Consider the following 18105-nt stretch of genomic DNA (forward strand, 5'->3'; position numbering starts at 1 on the left):
ATCAGGAGTACCGCGTTATCGTTCTTCGCGGGCAAGTCGGATCGCCGCACCGCTCGCTCCTACGGGCTAACCGCATCTGATCCGCACAACCATTGCTCAGCTAAGTCTTTGCTTCTGTAGCCTAATCCCGGACAATCGCGCCCCTGTTTCGGCCAGGGCGCTGCCTGTCGGTTTTTTCCGACTCGTCCTGACCGGGTGGCAAGTGACCGGAAAGCGGAGAACCGACCGGATGAATGATCAGGCCAATAGCGTCGACGAACGCTATGTAGCGGCGACACCAGCGAGCCTCGAAAGCTGGAATCGCCATGACACCACCTGGATGCTGGGCCTGTTTGGCACGGCAATCGGGGCCGGTACCCTGTTTTTGCCGATCAACGCGGGGCTGGGCGGCTTCTGGCCGCTGCTGATCCTGGCATTGTTGGCGTTCCCCATGACGTTTTACGCACACCGTGGCCTGACCCGCTTTGTGTTGTCCGGCCGCGAAGGCGCCGACATCACCGAAGTGGTGGAAGAACACTTCGGCATCAAGGCCGGCGCGTTGATCACGTTGCTGTATTTCTTCGCGATCTTCCCGATCCTGCTGATCTACAGCGTGGCCCTGACCAACACCGTGGGCAGTTTCCTCGAGCATCAACTGCACATCATGCCGCCACCGCGCGCCGTGCTGTCGTTCGTATTGATTCTCGGCCTGTTGGCCGTGGTGCGCTGCGGTGAGCAGGTGATCGTCAAGGCCATGAGCCTGATGGTGTATCCGTTCATCGTCGCGCTGCTGTTCCTGGCGGTGTTCCTGGTTCCGCACTGGAATGGCGGCATCCTCAGCACCGCCACCACGCTACCTGAGCCCTCGGCGTTGCTGCACACCCTGTGGCTGGCGATTCCGGTGATGGTGTTCTCGTTCAACCACTCGCCGATCATCTCGGCGTTCGCGGTGGATCAGAAGCGTCGCCATGGCGCGCATGCCCAAGAACGCAGCTCGCAGATCCTGTCACGCGCCCATATCTTGATGGTGGTGATGGTGCTGTTCTTCGTTTTCAGTTGCGTGCTGACCCTGTCTCCGGCGCAATTGGCGGAAGCCAAGGCGCAGAATTTGTCGATCCTGTCGTACCTGGCCAACCACTTCAGCAACCCGACCATCGCCTTCGCGGCGCCGTTGATTGCTTTCGTGGCCATTTCCAAGTCGTTCCTGGGCCACTACATCGGCGCCAGTGAAGGCTTGAAGGGGCTGATCGTCAAGAGCGGCAAACGCCCGGCACCGAAGACGCTGGACCGCATGACCGCCGCGTTCATGCTGGTGGTCTGCTGGATCGTTGCCACGCTGAACCCGAGCATTCTGGGGATGATCGAAACCCTCGGTGGCCCGGTCATCGCGGCAATCCTGTTCCTGATGCCGATGTACGCGATCCGCAAGGTTCCGGCCATGGCGCGTTATCGTGGCCAAGCCTCTAACGTCTTCGTGACGGCGGTGGGCCTGGTGGCGATTACGGCGTTGATCTACTCCCTGACTGCTTGACCACCATGCTGATCATTCCCACGCTCCGCGTGGGAATGCAGCCCGGGACGCTCCGCGTCCCTTTCGAGAGCTGGAACGCGGAGCGTCCCTTGAGGCATTCCCACGCGGAGCGTGGGAACGATCAGGCAACGCGGTCTTCCTGAAGGCAAAAAAAACGCCGCTCATCTCACGATGGGCGGCGTTTTTTATGGCGTTGTAACGTTAGGCTTGAACGACCGGGATGTTGGCGTTCGCAGCCGCTTCGCGGAACTCGGCGATCTGGTCGAAGGACAGGTAGCGGTAAACATCGGCCGCCATGCTGTCGATCTTGCCAGCGTACTCCATGTACTCCTCGACGGTCGGCAGGCGACCCAGGATCGACGCAACGGACGCCAGCTCGGCCGAAGCCAGGTAGACGTTCGCGCCGTCACCCAGACGGTTCGGGAAGTTACGGGTCGACGTCGACACCACGGTGGAGTTCGGCTCTACACGTGCCTGGTTACCCATGCACAGCGAGCAGCCCGGCATTTCCATGCGCGCGCCGGCCTTGCCGTAGATGCCGTAGTAGCCTTCTTCGGTCAGCTGGTGAGCGTCCATTTTGGTCGGCGGCGACAGCCACAGACGAGTCGGCAGCTGACCCTTGACCTGATCCAGCAGTTTACCGGCAGCGCGGAAGTGACCAATGTTGGTCATGCACGAACCGATGAACACTTCGTCGATCTTCTCGCCAGCAACGCTGGACAGCAGACGGGCGTCGTCCGGATCGTTTGGCGCGCAGAGCACAGGCTCTTTGATGTCGGCCAGGTCGATTTCGATGACTTCAGCGTATTCGGCATCAGCATCGGCAACCATCAACTCAGGGTTGGCGATCCAGGCTTCCATCGCTTGGGCACGACGCTCCAGGGTACGCACATCACCGTAGCCTTCACCGATCATCCAGCGCAGCAGGGTGATGTTGGAGCTCAGGTACTCGGTGATCGACTCTTTCGACAGCTTGATGGTGCAACCGGCAGCCGAACGTTCGGCCGAGGCGTCGGACAGTTCGAAAGCCTGTTCGATGCTCAGGTTGTCCAGGCCTTCGATTTCCAGGATGCGGCCGGAGAAGGCGTTCTTCTTGCCTTTCTTCTCGACGGTCAGCAGGCCAGCCTGAATCGCGAAGTAAGGAATGGCGTGAACCAGGTCACGCAGGGTAACGCCCGGTTGCATCTTGCCTTTGAAGCGCACCAGGATCGATTCCGGCATGTCCAGCGGCATGACGCCGGTGGCAGCGGCGAACGCGACCAGACCGGAACCGGCCGGGAACGAAATGCCCATCGGGAAACGGGTGTGGGAGTCACCACCGGTGCCGACGGTGTCCGGCAGCAGCATGCGGTTCAGCCAGCTGTGGATGATGCCGTCGCCCGGACGCAGGGAAACGCCGCCGCGGGTCATGATGAAGTCAGGCAGGGTGTGGTGGGTGGTTACGTCGATCGGCTTTGGATAAGCCGCGGTGTGGCAGAACGACTGCATCACCAGATCAGCGGAGAAGCCCAGGCACGCCAGGTCTTTCAGTTCGTCACGGGTCATTGGACCGGTGGTGTCCTGAGAACCCACGGTGGTCATCTTCGGTTCGCAGTAGGTGCCTGGACGCACACCGGCTACGCCGCACGCCTTGCCGACCATTTTCTGCGCCAGGGTGAAACCCTTGGTGCTTTCGATCGGGGCGTCCGGTTTCTTGAACAGGTCGAACGCTGGCAGGCCCAGTTCGGCGCGAGCCTTCTCGGTCAGGCCACGGCCGATGATCAGCGGAATACGGCCGCCAGCGCGAACTTCGTCCAGCAGAACCGGGGTCTTCATTTCGAAGGTGGTGATGACTTCGTCGGTACCGTGCTTGCAGACTTTGCCTGCGTGCGGGTACAGGTCGATCACGTCGCCCATGTTGATGTTGGTTACGTCGAACTCGATTGGCAGTGCGCCGGCATCTTCCATGGTGTTGTAGAAGATTGGGGCGATCTTGCTGCCGAAGCAGAAGCCGCCAGCGCGCTTGTTCGGCACGAAAGGAACGTCGTCACCGAAGAACCACAGCACCGAGTTGGTGGCCGATTTACGCGACGAACCGGTACCGACCACGTCACCGACGTAGGCGATCGGGAAGCCGCTGTTGCGCATTTCTTCGATCTGCTTCATCGGACCGATGGAGCCTTGCACGTCCGGCACGATGCCGTCGCGAGCCATTTTCAGCATGGCCAGGGCGTGCAGCGGGATGTCCGGGCGGGACCAGGCATCAGGAGCAGGGGACAGGTCGTCGGTGTTGGTTTCGCCAGTCACCTTGAACACGCGCAGGCTGATCTTGTCGGCCAGCACAGGGCGGTTCTTGAACCACTCGCCGTCGGCCCAGGATTGCAGAACGCCTTTGGCGTGAACGTTGCCGTTCTTGGCGCGTTCAGCGACGTCGTGGAAGGCGTCGAACATCAGCAGGGTGTGCTTGAGTTCTTCGGCGGCCACTGGTGCCAGTTCGGCGTCGTCCAGCAGATTGACCAGCGTCACGATGTTGTAGCCGCCCTGCATGGTGCCGAGCAGTTCAACAGCGCGTTTCTTGTCGATCAGAGGGGATTTGGCTTCGCCTTTGGCGAGGGCAGAGAGGAAACCGGCCTTTACATAGGCCGCTTCGTCCACTCCAGGTGGAACGCGATTGGTGATCAGGTCAACGAGGAAGGCTTCTTCGCCAGCCGGGGGATTCTTCAGCAGCTCGACCAGGCCTGCAGTTTGTTCGGCGTTTAGCGGCTGGGGAACGATACCCAGTGCTGCACGCTCTTCGATATGTTTGCGGTAGGCTTCAAGCACAGTTATTACCCTCATCAGTGGTCCCAAATGGGTGTCCGGGACGCTCATCCCGAAATGGCCGTACTCATGCGCTGCGTGGCGTTATGGGCCGCTTAGCCAGAATTACCGGCAATTCCTTACAGAAGCTGCTTTCAAAGTTTTACGCCTGCAGAACGGGGAGCTGATGAGGGTTGGCGTCAGGTTTTTCACCGCTGAAAAACCCTTCGCCAACACCGCTCTGAAGGAACGACTGTGCTCGTGACGCTTTGAAAACAGCTTCTAACGGACATTGGCGCCTTAAAAGGCTGGCTGATTCTACGGCAAAAAAAAAATAAACGTAAGTTAGCCCCTGAACTTTGAGGGGTGATGAATGTTAGACAAAGGGCTAACATGCCGACCTGTTCTGCTTTCCCGTGTTTTGCCTACCTATGCCCAATCAGACCATCAAGACCCCCTGCGTCGGCCTCTGTTCCACTGTTTACGGTGACCTGGTGTGCCGTGGCTGCAAGCGTTTCCACCATGAAGTGATTCACTGGAACGGTTACAACGAGGAAGAGAAACGCGCGGTGTGGCTGCGTCTTGAGCAATTGTTGTCACAGGTTATGGCCAGCAAAATAGAGATTTTCGATCCCGCGTTGCTGCGCCTGCAGCTGGAGCAGCGCAAGATCCGCTTTGTGCCGCATCAGTCGGAATATTGCTGGGCGTATCAGCTGATCGCCCGGGGGGCGCGGGTCATCAATAATCTGGAAGCCTACGGGATGGTGCTGCTGCCGGAGTTTCGCGACTGGAACCTGCCGGAACTGCGCGATGCCATTGATCGGGAATTTTTCCTGCTCTCGGAAGCGCATTACCAGCGCTACATTGCGCCGGGGTTTCTCAAGGATGCCTTTGGCGGCTGATTGTTTAACCTGTGGCAAGCTCCCTCGCCACAAGTATGTTTCGTGGCTTCAATGCTGAGTCACGATCTCCTCCAGATGATCCATCACCGTATCCGGCTTGAGCACCAGCACATCGCTCTCCAGCGCATCGAGCACCACTTCCGCCGTATTACCGATCAACGCGCCGGACAACCCGGTCCGCGCCACGGTGCCGATTACCGTCACCGAGGCCCCCAGCTTATGGGCCATGTGCGGAATCAACACATCCGCCGGACCTTCCGCGATGTGCAGGTGGTCGTCATCAATGTCGAACTCGGCCTGAAAGGCTTTGCACTGCTCGCGGTAGCGGGCCTCAATGGTTTCGCTGAGTTGAAACGTCGGGTCGGCCGCCGACAGCATCGGCGACGGGTGAGCGCTGATCACGTGCAAATGGGCCTTGGCCAGGCTGGCGATGTCGTAGCCATGATCGATGATGCTGGCGTGCAAGGTACGGTGTTCGCCGTCGATGTTGCCGACATCGATGGCCGCCAGGATCACGCCGCCGGTCCAGGGTTTAGCGGTTTTCACCAGCAGCACCGGCGTCGGGCAGTAGCGCAGCAGTTTCCAGTCCGCCGGGGTCAGCAGGGCTTTTTTCAGTGGACTGTCGGGGAAATGCTGCTTGACCACCAGCCCGCAGCCTTCAGCTTGCTGCACTTCGACGATGGTTTCGTGCAGGCTTTCGTTCCAGGCCTGTTCGGTGGTGACGCTATAGCCGTCCTCCAGCAGGGCCGCCTTGAGCACACCCAGCATGCCAGCGTGGTCATGCTTTTTATCGCAGACCAGCAGGTGCAAATGGGCCTGGGTCACGCCAGCGATCAGTTTGGCCCGTTTGAGCGCCAGGCTCTCCGAGTGCTCGGGTTCGATGACCACCAGAATGCTGCGAATGGCTTGCATGATCGGAATCTCCCTGGAAGGTAAAAAACACCGCGTTGGACAACTATAGTTGCTGGTCGGCATTCGGCGACTTGATGCATATCAATGGTCGCGGCTGGTGGTCTGTCGGTTGGCCGGTATAATCGGCGGCTTTCGTTTGAACCTCTTATCCGTGAGCCCCATGATCCTTCCCGAAATTCACGAATTCCTTGGCTGCCGCACGCCCGATGGCTGGATCCAGGCCGCGCTGGCCGATCAGGAAACTTTGCTGATCGACCACAAAAATTGCGAATTCAAGGCGGCCAGCACGGCGTTGAGCCTGATTGCCAAATACCACTCCCACGTCGATCTGATCAACCTGATGTCGCGTCTGGCCCGGGAAGAGCTGGTGCACCACGAGCAGGTCATGCGCCTGATGAAAAAGCGCAAGATCGAGTTGCGTCAGCTGTCCGCCGGGCGTTACGCCTCGGGGCTGCGCAAAGTGGTGCGCAGCCACGAACCGGTGAAACTGGTGGATACGCTGGTGGTCGGCGCCTTCATCGAAGCCCGCAGCTGCGAGCGTTTCGAGGCGTTGGTGCCGCATCTGGATGAAGAACTGGGCAAGTTTTACTTCGGTCTGCTGAAAAGCGAGGCACGGCATTTCCAGGGTTACCTGAAACTGGCCTATCAGTACGGTGACGCCAAGGACATCGCCCTGGTGATCGACAGGGTTCGTGATGCCGAGCAGGCGTTGATCGAGTCGCCGGATGTAGAATTTCGCTTTCACAGTGGTGTGCCGGTAGCGGCGTGATAAAGGCTGTGATCTTTGACCCTGTTTGTAAAAAACTCTTAAAAGAATGAAACATCGCCAAAAACCGGCCCCCCGTGGCCGGTTTTTGCTGCCTGCGATAACCGTCCCGGACGCGATTGGCGCCATAATGCCCGCCACTTCACTCAAGGGTTGGCAAACGGTCGTTATGGATAACCTGGGTTTTGGCAAAGTACTGCTGGTGGAAGACGACGAAAAGCTTGCCGGGCTGATCGCGCATTTCCTGTCCCAACACGGTTTCGAGGTCCGACAGGTGCACCGCGGTGATCTCGCGTTGGCCGCTTTCCTCGACTTCAAACCGAAAATCGTGGTGCTCGACCTGATGCTGCCTGGCCAGAGCGGCCTGCACGTGTGTCGCGAAATCCGCAGCGTATCCGACACGCCGATCGTCATCCTCACCGCCAAGGAAGACGACCTCGATCACATCCTCGGCCTGGAATCCGGTGCCGACGACTACGTGATCAAACCGATCAAACCACCGGTGCTGCTGGCCCGTTTGCGCGCCTTGCAACGCCGTCAGATGCCCGACAGCAGCGTGTGCAGTTCGTTGGAATTTGGCCATCTGAGCATCGACCGCAGCTGCCGCGAAGTGCGATTGGCGGGTGAGGGCATTGAACTCACCACCATGGAATTCGAACTGCTGTGGTTGCTGGCCAGCGCCGCCGGCAAGACTCTGTCCCGCGACGACATTCTCAACCGCATGCGCGGTATCGCCTTCGACGGCCTCAACCGCAGCGTCGACGTCTACATCAGCAAATTGCGCGGCAAGCTCAAGGACAACCCGCGTGAGCCGGTGTGCATCAAGACCATCTGGGGCAAGGGTTACCTGTTCAATCCGTTTGCGTGGGAGCTGTAAATGCTGCGGTTATTTTTGGGGCTGTTTCTGGTAATGACGGTTGGCCTGGTACTGGGCCTGCAAACCGTCGAGCGCACCTTCGATGCGCTTCTCGACGGTCAGATGCAGAGCTACAACCGAGAGGCGGTGCGGGGCCAGGCCTGGTCGCTGACCGAGCAGTTGCGCGGCCTGGACAGTTTGGCGCAGGAGCGACAACTGGAAGCCGTGCGCCCCCATTACGGCTTGGGCCTGACCCTGGTCGAGTCCGATCAACTGTCCCTGACCGATCAGGAAAAAGCCGAGTTGGCCCAGGGCCTGCTGGTGATTCGCGACAAGTACACGCAATTCATTTCGCGCATTGACGACGGCTCGCAGCTGCTCAGCATCAAACTGCCGGCCGAGCCGAGCCTGATGTCGTTCTACATCGCCGCGGCCTATCTGATGATCGCGGTGATGATCGGTTTCGTGTTGTTATTCTGGGTGCGCCCGCACTGGCGCGATCTGGAAAAACTGCGCCTGGCGGCCGAGCGATTCGGCGATAACGACTTGTCGTCGCGCATCCAGTTATCCAAGCGTTCGAACATTCGCGATCTGGCCGAACACTTCAACCTGATGGCGGCACGCATCGAAGGCCTGATCGCCAATCAGCGCGAGCTGACGAACGCGGTGTCCCATGAACTGCGCACACCGATTGCGCGGCTGTCGTTTGAACTCGATCAGCTCAAGCAACAACCCGATGCGACCCAGAATCTCGAACTGATTGCCGACATGTACGCCGACCTCGGCGAGCTGGAAGAGATGGTTTCCGAGCTGCTGACGTACGCCAGCCTTGAGCGCGGCGCCACGGTGATCACGCGGGAAAATATTCAGGCCAGCAACTGGCTCGACAGCGTGGTTGGCAGCGTCGCGCTGGAGGCTGAGGCTGCCGGGGTGCAGTTGTTGATTGTTGAATGCCAGGTCGACGAGGTTCGTATCGAACCGCGTTTCATGGCCCGCGCGGTGATCAATTTGCTGCGCAATGCCATTCGTTACGCCGACGAGCGGGTGGAAGTGTCGTTGGTGCGCACCGGTGATCATTACGAAGTGCGGGTCAACGACGACGGGCCGGGTGTGCCGCTGGACGGGCGAGAGAAAATCTTCGAGCCATTCTCGCGCCTGGACGCCAGCCGCGACCGCCGCACCGGTGGGTTTGGCCTGGGCCTGGCGCTGGTGCGACGGGTGTCGCAATCCCATGGCGGGCAAGTGGAAGTGACGGATTCGCCATGGGGCGGGGCGTCGTTTCGCATGACCTGGGCGCACCTGGATTAGCTGTGTTGTTCTTGCGTACGCCTTCGCGGGCAAGCCTCGCTCCTACCGCATTCGCGAACGCCGCAAATCCTGTAGGAGCGAGGCTTGCCCGCGAAGGGGCCATCAACAACACCCCTTCTCAAAAGGCATGAACCACCTGCCCAACCAACGACGTCTGCATCCGGCGCTCCACAATCGGGCTGTCCGCCGCATCATTGGCCAGGTACTGCACGGCCAGCACCGTCGAAACGCTCCACTGATCATCGATCGGCAATGACCACGTCAAATCCGCCCCGCGACTGAACAGCCCGCCATGAGTGTCATGAGCCCGGAACTGGCTGCGTGAAGCCTGAGCCGCGCTGACGCCATACCAGGTGCGCACGTAATTGCTGTCGCCGAACTGACTGTTGAGGCTACCCACAAGCTTGCCGTAGTCACCCTCATAAACCGGTGCGCTGATGCTCAGCTTCAACCGGCTCCAGGCCGAGCCGGTGTCGTGATCGTCATCATCCTTTTCCAGTGCATGTTCGAAAGTGGCGCCGAGGATGATCGGCCCCATCTGGTAGGTTCCGTCCAGCCCCAGTACCGGCCGCGACTTGATCGAGCCCATGCCATTGAGCTCATCCGAGCCTTTGAAACCGGTCTTGCGATCCTTGCGCACATCACTGGCGCCGATGTACACGCTCAAACCGAAATCGTCTTCATCAAACGCCCAGCCCAGCCCCTTATCGGTGTCGAGAAACAACCCATAAGGGCTGGTGATTTTTGCCCCCAACAGCGGTGCCACTGCGCGTTCATCACTGCCGCTGTAACGCGGCACGCTGGCGGCACCGGCTCGCAGGCTGTAGCGCCAGTCTTCGGCGTGCAATGAGTCGGAAGAGATGAGCAGGCAGCATGAAGTCAACGGCAGACACAACGAACGGAACATGGGAGCACCCGAAGGGAGGTTGGATGCGCCCATGCTAGGCGGGTGCCGGCCAGCAATCTTTGACAGCTTTGTCGGGAAACTGTCAAAGACTGTGAACGGCCTTAGCGGCTCAAACCCAGGCGCTCGTGCCATTGGGCGATGGACTCTTCGGGCCAGACATCGCTCTGTCGATCAGCAGGCTGTGTCTGGACTTCCACCCATGATGCTTTCGAACCGAGCATCACGTGCGTGTACTCGGGTGGTACCGGCAGCGCCGTGTCGATGACCGAGGCGAAGGGGTGAACAAGGTCTGGCCATTCAGGACTGAACACCCATAACCCCGAGCCGCAAACGGAACAGAAATGCCGCTCGGCGGTGCTGCGGTGAGCGCGTTTGTCACCTTCTTCCTTGAGCCGCGCATGGTAAATCGAGACGCGCTTGCGACCGCGCACCTTGAGGCTGGCGGCATCGCCAGCGATGTTGATCGCATAACCGCCACCACCCTGAGTCTTGCGACAGATCGAGCAATAGCAGCGTTGATAAGGGTAGGGGTGGGCGCTGGTCAGGCTGAACGACACCGCGCCGCAATGGCAGGAGCCTTCGAGCTGCATGGGAACCTCCGACGGGTCTTGGGATGGCTCAAGACAGCCTAGACCGTCGGTGTTCCTGGGCCATTGAATTTGTACTGGCTGTGCGGGCGCTATCGCGAGCAGGCTCGAGCCCACAGGGATTTTCGGCGAACACATTATTTTGTGAACACTAAAGACCCAATGTGGGCGAGCCTGCTCGCTATGAAGATAACGCGGTCTACCGGCCGGGCACCCGCCACAAATACCACGCCGCCACTGTCCGATAAGGGCGCCACGCCAACCCGATTTCAATCATCTGCTTACGCGTCGGCTGTACCTCCAACCCCTTCATCCGCCGATATCCCTCGCGCACCCCAAAGTCATCGGCCGGCAAAATGTCCGGCCGCTCCAGGCTGTAGATCAGCAGCATTTCAACCGTCCAGCGACCCACTCCGCGCAAGGTAATCAAGCGCTCGATCAACGCTTCATCGTCCATGGCCAGGGCCGTGGCGTAATCCGGCACTACCCCGTCCAGAGCCGCCTGAGCAATGCCCTGAATAGTCGCGATTTTGCTGGCAGAAAACCCGCAACCGCGCATCTGCTGGAAGTCAGTCGCCAGAATCTGCTCGGGCCTTGGGAAGGTGCTCGCCGGAAACAACGCCAGCAGCCGGCCGACAATCGCATCGCCGGCCTTGGCATGCAGTTGCTGATAGGCAATCGCCCGCACCAGCGACTCATAAGGATCGCGAGCTGCATGGGGCTGATGCAGGCAGGGGCCGATGGCGCTGATGTGGCGTTGCCAGTCGGCATCGAGGGCCGAGAGAAATTCGCTGGCCAGTTGATAGGTGTCGGGCATGGAGCATCCTGAAGCGCGGGTGACTGCGGGGAAGATTAGCCCTCACCCCGAAGCGCCGCACTCCATTGCTTGCGGTCAAACTTTGCCGGTGGGGGCCAGCAGGGCGTTCACTTGGCCATAAGTAAAGGCCTTGAGGTCGCTGCTATCGAGTTTTCCGGTTTCCAGAAAGCTTTTGGCTACCGACGCCATGGCGCCGTAGAGGAATTCGGCGATGCTCGAGCCGGCGCTCAAACGGCGCACGCCGAGGGCTTGCAGTTCTTCCGGCGAAGGCAGGCCCGCGAAACCCAGCACGTTCACCGGCAGCGTCGTGCCACGGCACAGCGCTTCGATCTCATACGCCGCCGTGACGCCCGCCGCGAACAGCCCGTCGGCACCGGCGGCCTGATACAACGCGGCGCGCTTGAGTGTTTCTGCCACGCGATCTTCGGCCGGCACCAAGCCCTTGAGATACACGTCAGTGCGAGCGTTGATAAACAGCTTCACGTTCCGGCGATTGGCGACCTGGCGAGCGATTTCGATCTTGCGGGCCAGCAGCTCGGGCGGCGAAGCACCGTCCTCGATATTGATCCCCACGGCACCGGCAGCGATGACGGCGTCGATCACTTCCGCGACCCGACCCAAGTCATCGGAATAACCGGCCTCAATGTCCACGGTCAACGGCACCGTGATAACCCGAGCGATAGATTCGACAGTGGAAATCAGCCGTTCAAGCGGCAAGGTATTGCCATCCGGGTAACCATGAACCCAAGCCACCGCCGCGCTGCTGGTGGCGACGGCCTTGCTGCCCAGCTGTTCCACCAGTCGCGCCCCGGTGGCGTCGGCGACGTTGGTCAGAATCAGCAGGCCGTTTTGGTGTAGCTGGTGGAATTGATTGTCGAGTGTGTCCATCGAATGTCCTTCCTTATGACTTTCTGAAAAGAAACGGCGGATTGATCAGAACGCGAGTTGTTCGGTGATTTGCGTCGCGGCAGTTTCCAGCCTGAGCAGAAACGCCTTGCGCGGCTGCCCTCCACCATAGCCGGTCAATGAGCCATCTGCGCCGATCACTCGATGACAGGGCAGGATAATCGCCAAGCGGTTTTGTCCGTTGGCCAGGCCCACGGCGCGACTGGCGCCGGGCTTGCCGAGTCGCGCGGCGATGGCGCCATAAGTAGTGGTCTGACCGTACGGGATTTTCATCAATTCGGCCCACACCTGCCGGGCGAAAGCGCTGCCGGGCAGGTGGAGTGCAACATTGAATGCGCTCCGTTTGCCGGCAAAGTATTGCGCCAGTTCTTCTTCGATCTGCTGCAAATGCTCGTTGTGCCCGGGTGCCACGGCGTAGTCATAACGTTTTTGCAGTTCTTCGATTTCCTTGGTCAATGCCGGTCGATCGAGAAACTCCAGCAGCACCAGCCCACGCTGTTCGGCCATTGCGATCATTGGCCCCAGCGGCGTGGTCAGCCGAGTGAACAGCAGTGGCTCGCTGTGGGCGGTGCGGCCGGGTGTAATGTGGAACGACTTTTGAAACGCATCGCGAAAACCGCTCAGGGATTCGTAGCCGGAGTCGAACGCAGCGTTGTCGATGGATTCGCCCTGTTTGATGCCACCGAGGGCGATGCCCAGGCGCCGACTGCGCAGCCAGGCGTGAAAGGTCATGCCGAAATGCTGCTTGAACCAGCGGCGCAGTTTCAGCGGCTCAATGCCCTCGGCGAGCAACTGGGCATCGGTCCAGCGCCAGTCGGGATCAGCGTCCACGGATGTGAGCAGCCGCTGCACCCAGTCTGGCGCGATGGCTGCGGCGTCCAGCGGCTTGCAACGCAGGCACGCCCGATAGCCCGCCGACATCGCCTCATCGGCATGGGCGAAGAACTCGACGTTTTCCGGCTTCGGTTTACGCGCCGTACAGCCGGGGCGGCAGAAAATGCCAGTGGTTTTGACCGCGGTAAAGAACACCCCCTCGTAGGCGGTGTCGCGTTCGAGCATGGCACGAACCATCTCGGCGTGGGGCGGAAGCGCAGTGTTTTGTAGGTTCATGGGCTGAGCATAAGCCGCGTCGCCCGGCGCCTCCACCGGAAAATCGACAGTGAATTCGTACTGGAAATCGATAGAGATCTCGTAGGCGCTGCCGACCGTGTAAGTCCGAAAGTCGGGCTGCGTAAATTCAGGCCCACCGTGCCATCAGCAGCACCGAAGCCGCCGCCGACAACAAACTCGCGCAGAAACGGTTTAATAAAAAAATCCGATATTTGATGGGGCAAATATCGGATGTTAGTTGTGAGTCATAAGTGATGAGTCATGGGGGTGTGGTTAAGATTTTTTGTTTATATTGATGATGAAGTTATAGAGGTTATCCGATGCGCCGCTTAATGCATCGAGTGCAAGGTTTATAGGCGTTTTGGAAGAAGTACTTTCAATGCTAAAGTTTTTTGGGTTGTTATTCCAGTTTGGGTTGTTCAGGTAAGTTTTAGGGTCACTCGTACCATTAGTGCTGGCCTGCTGGTTATCTGACCAGCGCGGACAATCAAATGCCCACATAAAACCGTCGGAAGAGCCGTCTCGTTGCATTCTCAGCGCAGCAGAACACCCTTGCATGAAGGTGCTGTCATTCTGCCAGATGATTACAGCGTAGTAGCACACGGATTCAAGAGCCTCCACAGGCTGGAAGCCAGGAGGGGTGACAATATTTCCTGGTTTGGTCAGTTTGGGGAGATTGAAATCGAATGTTGAATTGTCACCCGATATCTTGGCATTTGACATATATTGCCCGTCCGCATTCCAATCATGATCTCCATCCCAGTTAAATATTTGGAGGCGAATTGTGTATTGGCGGTTAAGCCAATCCCATAGGTAGGCTAATCCGATAAACACAACCGCAAAAACCAGGCATGAAGCGACAGTTGCAAGCAGTGCCTCAGAAATAAAAAAACTAAATGATTCCAAACCCAACTCTGCAGCAGCGCTCGTTAGGTACATGGCGAAATTTGCGACTAGAAATCCTAAGCCATCTGCAATGATTCCAGAAACGGCTTTTGCTACAATTAACGCGACTACAGATTCAACTAGCAATGTTGGAAGTGTTAAATTATAGGTGTGAATTCCCGCGATCTTGCCAGTTTGAGTGTATGTGCCAATTTGAACTTTTGCCTGGTATGTGGTTTCGCCATCTTGGTTTTTTTTAGCGGTTTGGGTAATGCTGTCAGTAAAAGACCACATTGATCCAGTGTCAGACCAGCTCATATAGAAGTCTTTGCCTTGGCTTCTGACCTTTGTCCAGGCATTCGTTCCGTTTTGCGATACGTTTGTATAAATTGCCTGGAGGTCGTTCTGGGCTTTTCTTTCCATGTCCTTGATTTGAGAGAAGTTGTTGCTTTGATAAATTTCTTTTACCGATCTTGACGCGAGTAGAACGGGTGAGCTGTCCGCTGTGACCTCAATATTTTGCTTGGCCGACGACGCGAAAAGTAACGACGCATGGAGTGCTTTGTATTTAGGGATTTCATGAACGGCTGGACCAATTATTTCTATATCCCTAAAAAAGGCAGGCAGTGCGTCTATTTTAACTTGTGATTGAGTCATGGCTTCATCCATAAGGCGAGTTAATATTAAGTCCGTGCACAACGTTTTTTTGAATCAGATTTCATTGTAGGACAACAAATGAGTAACGCCAGGATTGGCTAAGAAGATTAATATGACGTCCTGCCTTGTCGCGGCGTGGCGTAATAAAAGGAGTTTGAATCCCTGTCTATATTTCACTTCGGAATAACAGGGACAGATCACGATTGTTTGGCATTTGCCTGAAATCGTGGTCATTCGCTTTTTATGTCATGGTCTTTTATGCAGTGGTTTTGACCGTGGTAAAGAACACCCCTCGTAGGCGGTGTCGCGTTTGAGCATGGCGCGAACCATCTCGGCGTGAGGCGGAAGCACAGCGTTTTGTAGGTTCATGGGCTGAGCATAGGGCGCGTCGCCCGGCGCCTCCACCGGAAAATCGACAGTGAATTTTTGTGGCCCTGAGCTACAGTCATCGGGTCACCGATAATCCTGTAAACGCTATTTTCAGGAATCATCCTAATGCAACCGTTCACGATCAAACACATCGATCACATCGTCCTGCGCGTCAAGGATCTCGAACGAAGCATCGCGTTTTACGGCGAGGTATTCGGCGCCGAACTGGTCAAGCGCCGCGACGATCTGGGCCTGGTGCATTTACGTGCGGGCACCTCGATGATCGACCTCGTCGACATCCAGGGCGAACTCGGCCGCAAGGGCGGTGCTGGCGCTGGCCACGAACGGCGCAACGTCGATCACTTCTGCCTGCGCATTGAACCGTTCGACGAGGAAGCGCTGGTCAGTCACTTGCAGTCCTTCGGCCTGACGCCCGAGAAAGCCGCCGTGCGTTTCGGCGCCGAAGGTAATGGGCTGTCGATCTATTGCTTCGATCCGGACGGCAACCAGGTCGAACTGAAAGGGCCCTGCAGCTGAGTCGGGTCGCCAGCTGATATCATTCAAAAAACTTACAAACCGATTAGGAAAATATGAACCGTCGTAAAAAAATCAAGCAGCTATTAAAGGCTCACGCCAAAAAGGCGAGTGCCAAATTGGCACCGGCAAGCAAGTCTAAATACATTAGTAAAGCTGACCGATTGAAGCTGGCTGCTGAGAGCAGTCAGGATCCAATCATTTCCTCAGAAATGACCCTCAACTTCGCAGATCATCCGCTCTGATGAATTCGATGAGCGCTTTCAAGGCGGGTGGCACGAAACGCCGGCTGGAGTAATAAAGAAAGAATCGGCTTGGCGGTGCTTTCCATTCCTGAAGTATTTCGCTGAGATGCCCATTCCGTATGTCGTCGCGTGCCAGTTCTTCGTAGACATAAGCAATACCGGCGCCATCTTTGGCCGCCTGGATCATCAACGCATCGTCTTCCAGAATGAGCGGGCCGTTGACAGCCAAGCGTATCGGCTGCCTGTCTGCCTGATACTCCCACGCGTAAAGTTTGCCACTGGGGAAACGCCTGGCAATGCACGAATGGTCAAGCAAGTCGCGGGGGGCCTTCGCCATTCCCTTCGCGGTCAGATAGGCATTCGCCGCAACGGTTACGAACGATTGAGGTGCGCCAACAGGGACGGCGATCATATCGCCGGCCAGGCTTTCACCAAAGCGAACGCCAGCGTCAAACCCGCTGCTCACAATATCGGTCAACCCATCATCGGCGACCAGCTCCAACTGAATACGTGGATACTGGGCCACGAAGCGAGCGAGCAATTGCGCAAACACGATACGCGCCGCCGGACGCGCCACGTTGAGGCGAAGTTTGCCCGCGGGTACTTCCTGCATCGAGGTCAGTTGCACGAGTGCATCGGCGACCTGATGCAGCGCTGGAACCAGCGTTGCCAACAGCTGCTGGCCGGCCTCGGTCGGGGTCACGCTACGCGTGGTTCGGTTTAGCAACCTGATGCCCAGGCGCGCCTCCAGGGCTCGCATCGTGTGACTCAACGCAGAAGCCGACACACCACGCTCGTCGGCGGCCTTGCGAAAGCTGCGATGGCGGGCGACGGTGGCAAAAGCGTCGAGTTCAGAGAAGTCGGGGTTATTACTCATGAATGCAGTTCAGTAGTCCAAATACGATTACCCATCTTATCGACACTAACTGCCTCGCGGATACTTCTCACATCATTTGTCGAGAGGTCACCATGCAAAAGAATCGTCTTGGATCGTCGGATTTTCTGATTTCTCCTATCGGACTCGGGACATGGGCAATCGCCGGTGCCGGTTGGGAATACAGCTGGGGAGCGCAGGATGACAGCGACAGCCTGGCCGCACTTGAATATGCCGTCGAACGGGGTGTGAACTGGATTGATACCGCTGCGGTTTATGGCTTGGGTCATGCGGAGCAATTAGTCGGGCAATTGTTGCGTCGGGTGCCGGCCTCGCGGCGTCCTTTGGTGTTCACTAAAGGCAGTTTGGTCTGGGACCCGGTCACGAAGGCGATTTCGCACTCGCTGGCCCCTCAATCTTTGCTTGCCGAGATCGATGCAAGCTTGCGCCGGCTTCAAGTCGAGACGATCGATCTCTATCAGATCCATTGGCCTGCTTTTCCTGCCGATGCAGGCAGTGAAGGTATTGAACTGGCACTTTCGACCTTGGCCGCCGCACTCGATCAAGGAAAAATTCGTGCTATCGGTGTGTCGAATTTTGATGTCGCTCAGCTCAAACGGGCACAGGCGGTGACACAGGTCGTTTCGCTCCAGCCGCCGTACTCCGCCTTGATGCGGGACATCGAGAACGACGTTCTGCCATTCTGTGAGCAGGCCGGGATGGGTGTCCTTGCCTATTCCACGCTTCAATCGGGGCTGCTTTCCGGCAGCATGACGCGCGAGCGCATCTTGCGGCTGCCTGAAGACGATTGGCGCAAGGCCCGAAGTGCTGATTTCCAGGAGCCACGGTTAAGTGCAACGCTGGCATTGGTTGACGTTATGGCTCGCATTGGCGAAAGGCACGGCGTGAGTGCTGCCGCGGTGGCCATTGCGTGGGTATTGCGCAAGCCAGTGGTGACCGGCGCCATCGTCGGTGCCCGCCGCCCCGCCCAAGTGGACGGGGTGATCGCCGCCTCGGAGTTACGCCTTAGCGTTGCGGAAATCGACGAAATTCGACCTCATCTGCCATTGGGCATGGGAACCAATGTCCCCGGTGCCGCGGCCTGATACAGGGCGATTTTTGATCTTGAATTTCGGCGACCCTGGTGAAATCAAGCGCAAAGATCGCCCGAACGCGGCCCCA

17 protein-coding genes and 1 pseudogene are annotated in these 18105 nt (G+C 58.1%); 8 read left to right on the forward strand and 10 right to left on the reverse strand.

What is annotated here, in order from left to right:
• Window positions 1-229 precede the first annotated feature (229 nt).
• Window positions 230-1510 carry a serine/threonine transporter gene (locus LOY56_RS11470; RefSeq protein ID WP_258621853.1) on the forward strand — a complete coding sequence of 427 codons (1281 nt, stop codon included), beginning with the start codon at window positions 230-232 and terminating at the stop codon, window positions 1508-1510.
• A gap of 201 nt (window positions 1511-1711) precedes the next feature.
• On the opposite strand, the gene acnB is transcribed toward LOY56_RS11470, so the two are convergent.
• The gene (gene acnB / locus LOY56_RS11475) at window positions 1712-4312 is read right to left on the reverse strand and encodes a bifunctional aconitate hydratase 2/2-methylisocitrate dehydratase (RefSeq protein WP_258622612.1); all 2601 of its coding nucleotides are present in this window, start codon (window positions 4310-4312) and stop codon (window positions 1712-1714) included.
• A 407-nt stretch (window positions 4313-4719) separates the two neighbouring features.
• Here acnB and LOY56_RS11480 point away from each other — a divergent pair, with 407 nt between their 5' ends.
• The gene (locus LOY56_RS11480) at window positions 4720-5190 is read left to right on the forward strand and encodes a DUF1289 domain-containing protein (protein ID WP_030130429.1); all 471 of its coding nucleotides are present in this window, start codon (window positions 4720-4722) and stop codon (window positions 5188-5190) included.
• Between the two features lie 48 nt (window positions 5191-5238).
• Here the strand turns inward: LOY56_RS11480 and LOY56_RS11485 are convergent, their stop codons facing one another.
• Window positions 5239-6102 carry a universal stress protein gene (locus LOY56_RS11485; protein WP_258621855.1) on the reverse strand — a complete coding sequence of 288 codons (864 nt, stop codon included), beginning with the start codon at window positions 6100-6102 and terminating at the stop codon, window positions 5239-5241.
• 160 nt (window positions 6103-6262) lie between these two features.
• Here LOY56_RS11485 and LOY56_RS11490 point away from each other — a divergent pair, with 160 nt between their 5' ends.
• The 3 genes from LOY56_RS11490 to LOY56_RS11500 all read left to right on the forward strand — a co-directional run bounded on the left by LOY56_RS11490 (window position 6263) and on the right by LOY56_RS11500 (window position 9032).
• Window positions 6263-6871 (forward strand): tRNA-(ms[2]io[6]A)-hydroxylase, encoded by a 609-nt coding sequence (locus tag LOY56_RS11490; RefSeq protein WP_258621857.1) that lies wholly within the window; start codon window positions 6263-6265, stop codon window positions 6869-6871.
• Window positions 6872-7037: 166 nt separating this feature from the next.
• Window positions 7038-7745 carry a winged helix-turn-helix domain-containing protein gene (locus LOY56_RS11495; protein ID WP_258622613.1) on the forward strand — a complete coding sequence of 236 codons (708 nt, stop codon included), beginning with the start codon at window positions 7038-7040 and terminating at the stop codon, window positions 7743-7745.
• Window positions 7746-9032 (forward strand): ATP-binding protein, encoded by a 1287-nt coding sequence (locus tag LOY56_RS11500; RefSeq protein WP_258621859.1) that lies wholly within the window; start codon window positions 7746-7748, stop codon window positions 9030-9032. It abuts the gene before it with no gap.
• A gap of 118 nt (window positions 9033-9150) precedes the next feature.
• On the opposite strand, the gene LOY56_RS11505 is transcribed toward LOY56_RS11500, so the two are convergent.
• From LOY56_RS11505 to LOY56_RS27015, 7 genes and pseudogenes are all read right to left on the reverse strand, one after another.
• On the reverse strand, window positions 9151-9939 hold the full coding sequence (locus tag LOY56_RS11505) for a MipA/OmpV family protein (protein WP_258621861.1): 789 nt from the start codon (window positions 9937-9939) through the stop codon (window positions 9151-9153).
• 101 nt (window positions 9940-10040) lie between these two features.
• Window positions 10041-10529 (reverse strand): GFA family protein, encoded by a 489-nt coding sequence (locus LOY56_RS11510; protein WP_258621863.1) that lies wholly within the window; start codon window positions 10527-10529, stop codon window positions 10041-10043.
• A 196-nt stretch (window positions 10530-10725) separates the two neighbouring features.
• The gene (locus LOY56_RS11515) at window positions 10726-11343 is read right to left on the reverse strand and encodes a DNA-3-methyladenine glycosylase (RefSeq protein ID WP_258621865.1); all 618 of its coding nucleotides are present in this window, start codon (window positions 11341-11343) and stop codon (window positions 10726-10728) included.
• A 75-nt stretch (window positions 11344-11418) separates the two neighbouring features.
• The gene (locus tag LOY56_RS11520) at window positions 11419-12231 is read right to left on the reverse strand and encodes an isocitrate lyase/phosphoenolpyruvate mutase family protein (protein WP_258621867.1); all 813 of its coding nucleotides are present in this window, start codon (window positions 12229-12231) and stop codon (window positions 11419-11421) included.
• Between the two features lie 45 nt (window positions 12232-12276).
• Window positions 12277-13359, reverse strand: coding sequence for a bifunctional transcriptional activator/DNA repair enzyme AdaA (locus tag LOY56_RS11525; protein WP_258621869.1), 1083 nt, complete (start codon window positions 13357-13359; stop codon window positions 12277-12279).
• Window positions 13360-13632: 273 nt separating this feature from the next.
• On the reverse strand, window positions 13633-14901 hold the full coding sequence (locus LOY56_RS11530) for a hypothetical protein (RefSeq protein WP_258621871.1): 1269 nt from the start codon (window positions 14899-14901) through the stop codon (window positions 13633-13635).
• Between the two features lie 262 nt (window positions 14902-15163).
• Window positions 15164-15306 (reverse strand): annotated as a pseudogene (locus tag LOY56_RS27015) (XRE family transcriptional regulator); the annotation flags it as partial.
• A gap of 90 nt (window positions 15307-15396) precedes the next feature.
• On the opposite strand from LOY56_RS27015, the gene LOY56_RS11535 reads away from it, so the two are divergent.
• Entirely contained in the window at window positions 15397-15807 is a 411-nt protein-coding gene (locus LOY56_RS11535) for a VOC family protein (protein WP_258621873.1), read from the forward strand.
• A 53-nt stretch (window positions 15808-15860) separates the two neighbouring features.
• Entirely contained in the window at window positions 15861-16049 is a 189-nt protein-coding gene (locus LOY56_RS11540; protein ID WP_258621875.1) for a DUF2986 domain-containing protein, read from the forward strand.
• Here the strand turns inward: LOY56_RS11540 and LOY56_RS11545 are convergent.
• Entirely contained in the window at window positions 16024-16926 is a 903-nt protein-coding gene (locus tag LOY56_RS11545; RefSeq protein ID WP_258621877.1) for a LysR family transcriptional regulator, read from the reverse strand. The two genes, LOY56_RS11540 and LOY56_RS11545, sit on opposite strands and share 26 nt — an antisense overlap.
• A 92-nt stretch (window positions 16927-17018) precedes the next feature.
• On the opposite strand from LOY56_RS11545, the gene LOY56_RS11550 reads away from it, so the two are divergent.
• Complete coding sequence (locus LOY56_RS11550; RefSeq protein ID WP_258621879.1) at window positions 17019-18029, forward strand: aldo/keto reductase; 1011 nt, start codon at window positions 17019-17021, stop codon at window positions 18027-18029.
• The last annotated feature ends 76 nt before the right edge of the window (window positions 18030-18105 follow it).

The organism is Pseudomonas sp. B21-048 (assembly GCF_024748615.1).
In the GTDB taxonomy this organism is placed as follows: Bacteria; Pseudomonadota; Gammaproteobacteria; order Pseudomonadales; family Pseudomonadaceae; genus Aquipseudomonas.

Excerpts from the sequence above, each read along its gene's own strand:
- LOY56_RS11505 (WP_258621861.1), bottom strand. The coding sequence starts at position 9,939 with ATGTTCCGTTCGTTGTGTCTGCCGTTGACTTCATGCTGCCTGCTCATC.
- LOY56_RS11530 (WP_258621871.1), bottom strand. The coding sequence starts at position 14,901 with ATGACTCAATCACAAGTTAAAATAGACGCACTGCCTGCCTTTTTTAGG.
- LOY56_RS11480 (WP_030130429.1), top strand. The coding sequence starts at position 4,720 with ATGCCCAATCAGACCATCAAGACCCCCTGCGTCGGCCTCTGTTCCACT.
- LOY56_RS11525 (WP_258621869.1), bottom strand. The coding sequence starts at position 13,359 with ATGAACCTACAAAACACTGCGCTTCCGCCCCACGCCGAGATGGTTCGT.
- LOY56_RS11510 (WP_258621863.1), bottom strand. The coding sequence starts at position 10,529 with ATGCAGCTCGAAGGCTCCTGCCATTGCGGCGCGGTGTCGTTCAGCCTG.
- LOY56_RS11470 (WP_258621853.1), top strand. The coding sequence starts at position 230 with ATGAATGATCAGGCCAATAGCGTCGACGAACGCTATGTAGCGGCGACA.
- LOY56_RS11545 (WP_258621877.1), bottom strand. The coding sequence starts at position 16,926 with ATGAGTAATAACCCCGACTTCTCTGAACTCGACGCTTTTGCCACCGTC.
- LOY56_RS11490 (WP_258621857.1), top strand. The coding sequence starts at position 6,263 with ATGATCCTTCCCGAAATTCACGAATTCCTTGGCTGCCGCACGCCCGAT.
- LOY56_RS11550 (WP_258621879.1), top strand. The coding sequence starts at position 17,019 with ATGCAAAAGAATCGTCTTGGATCGTCGGATTTTCTGATTTCTCCTATC.
- LOY56_RS11535 (WP_258621873.1), top strand. The coding sequence starts at position 15,397 with ATGCAACCGTTCACGATCAAACACATCGATCACATCGTCCTGCGCGTC.
- LOY56_RS11485 (WP_258621855.1), bottom strand. The coding sequence starts at position 6,102 with ATGCAAGCCATTCGCAGCATTCTGGTGGTCATCGAACCCGAGCACTCG.
- LOY56_RS11515 (WP_258621865.1), bottom strand. The coding sequence starts at position 11,343 with ATGCCCGACACCTATCAACTGGCCAGCGAATTTCTCTCGGCCCTCGAT.
- LOY56_RS11540 (WP_258621875.1), top strand. The coding sequence starts at position 15,861 with ATGAACCGTCGTAAAAAAATCAAGCAGCTATTAAAGGCTCACGCCAAA.
- LOY56_RS11520 (WP_258621867.1), bottom strand. The coding sequence starts at position 12,231 with ATGGACACACTCGACAATCAATTCCACCAGCTACACCAAAACGGCCTG.
- LOY56_RS11500 (WP_258621859.1), top strand. The coding sequence starts at position 7,746 with ATGCTGCGGTTATTTTTGGGGCTGTTTCTGGTAATGACGGTTGGCCTG.
- LOY56_RS11495 (WP_258622613.1), top strand. The coding sequence starts at position 7,038 with ATGGATAACCTGGGTTTTGGCAAAGTACTGCTGGTGGAAGACGACGAA.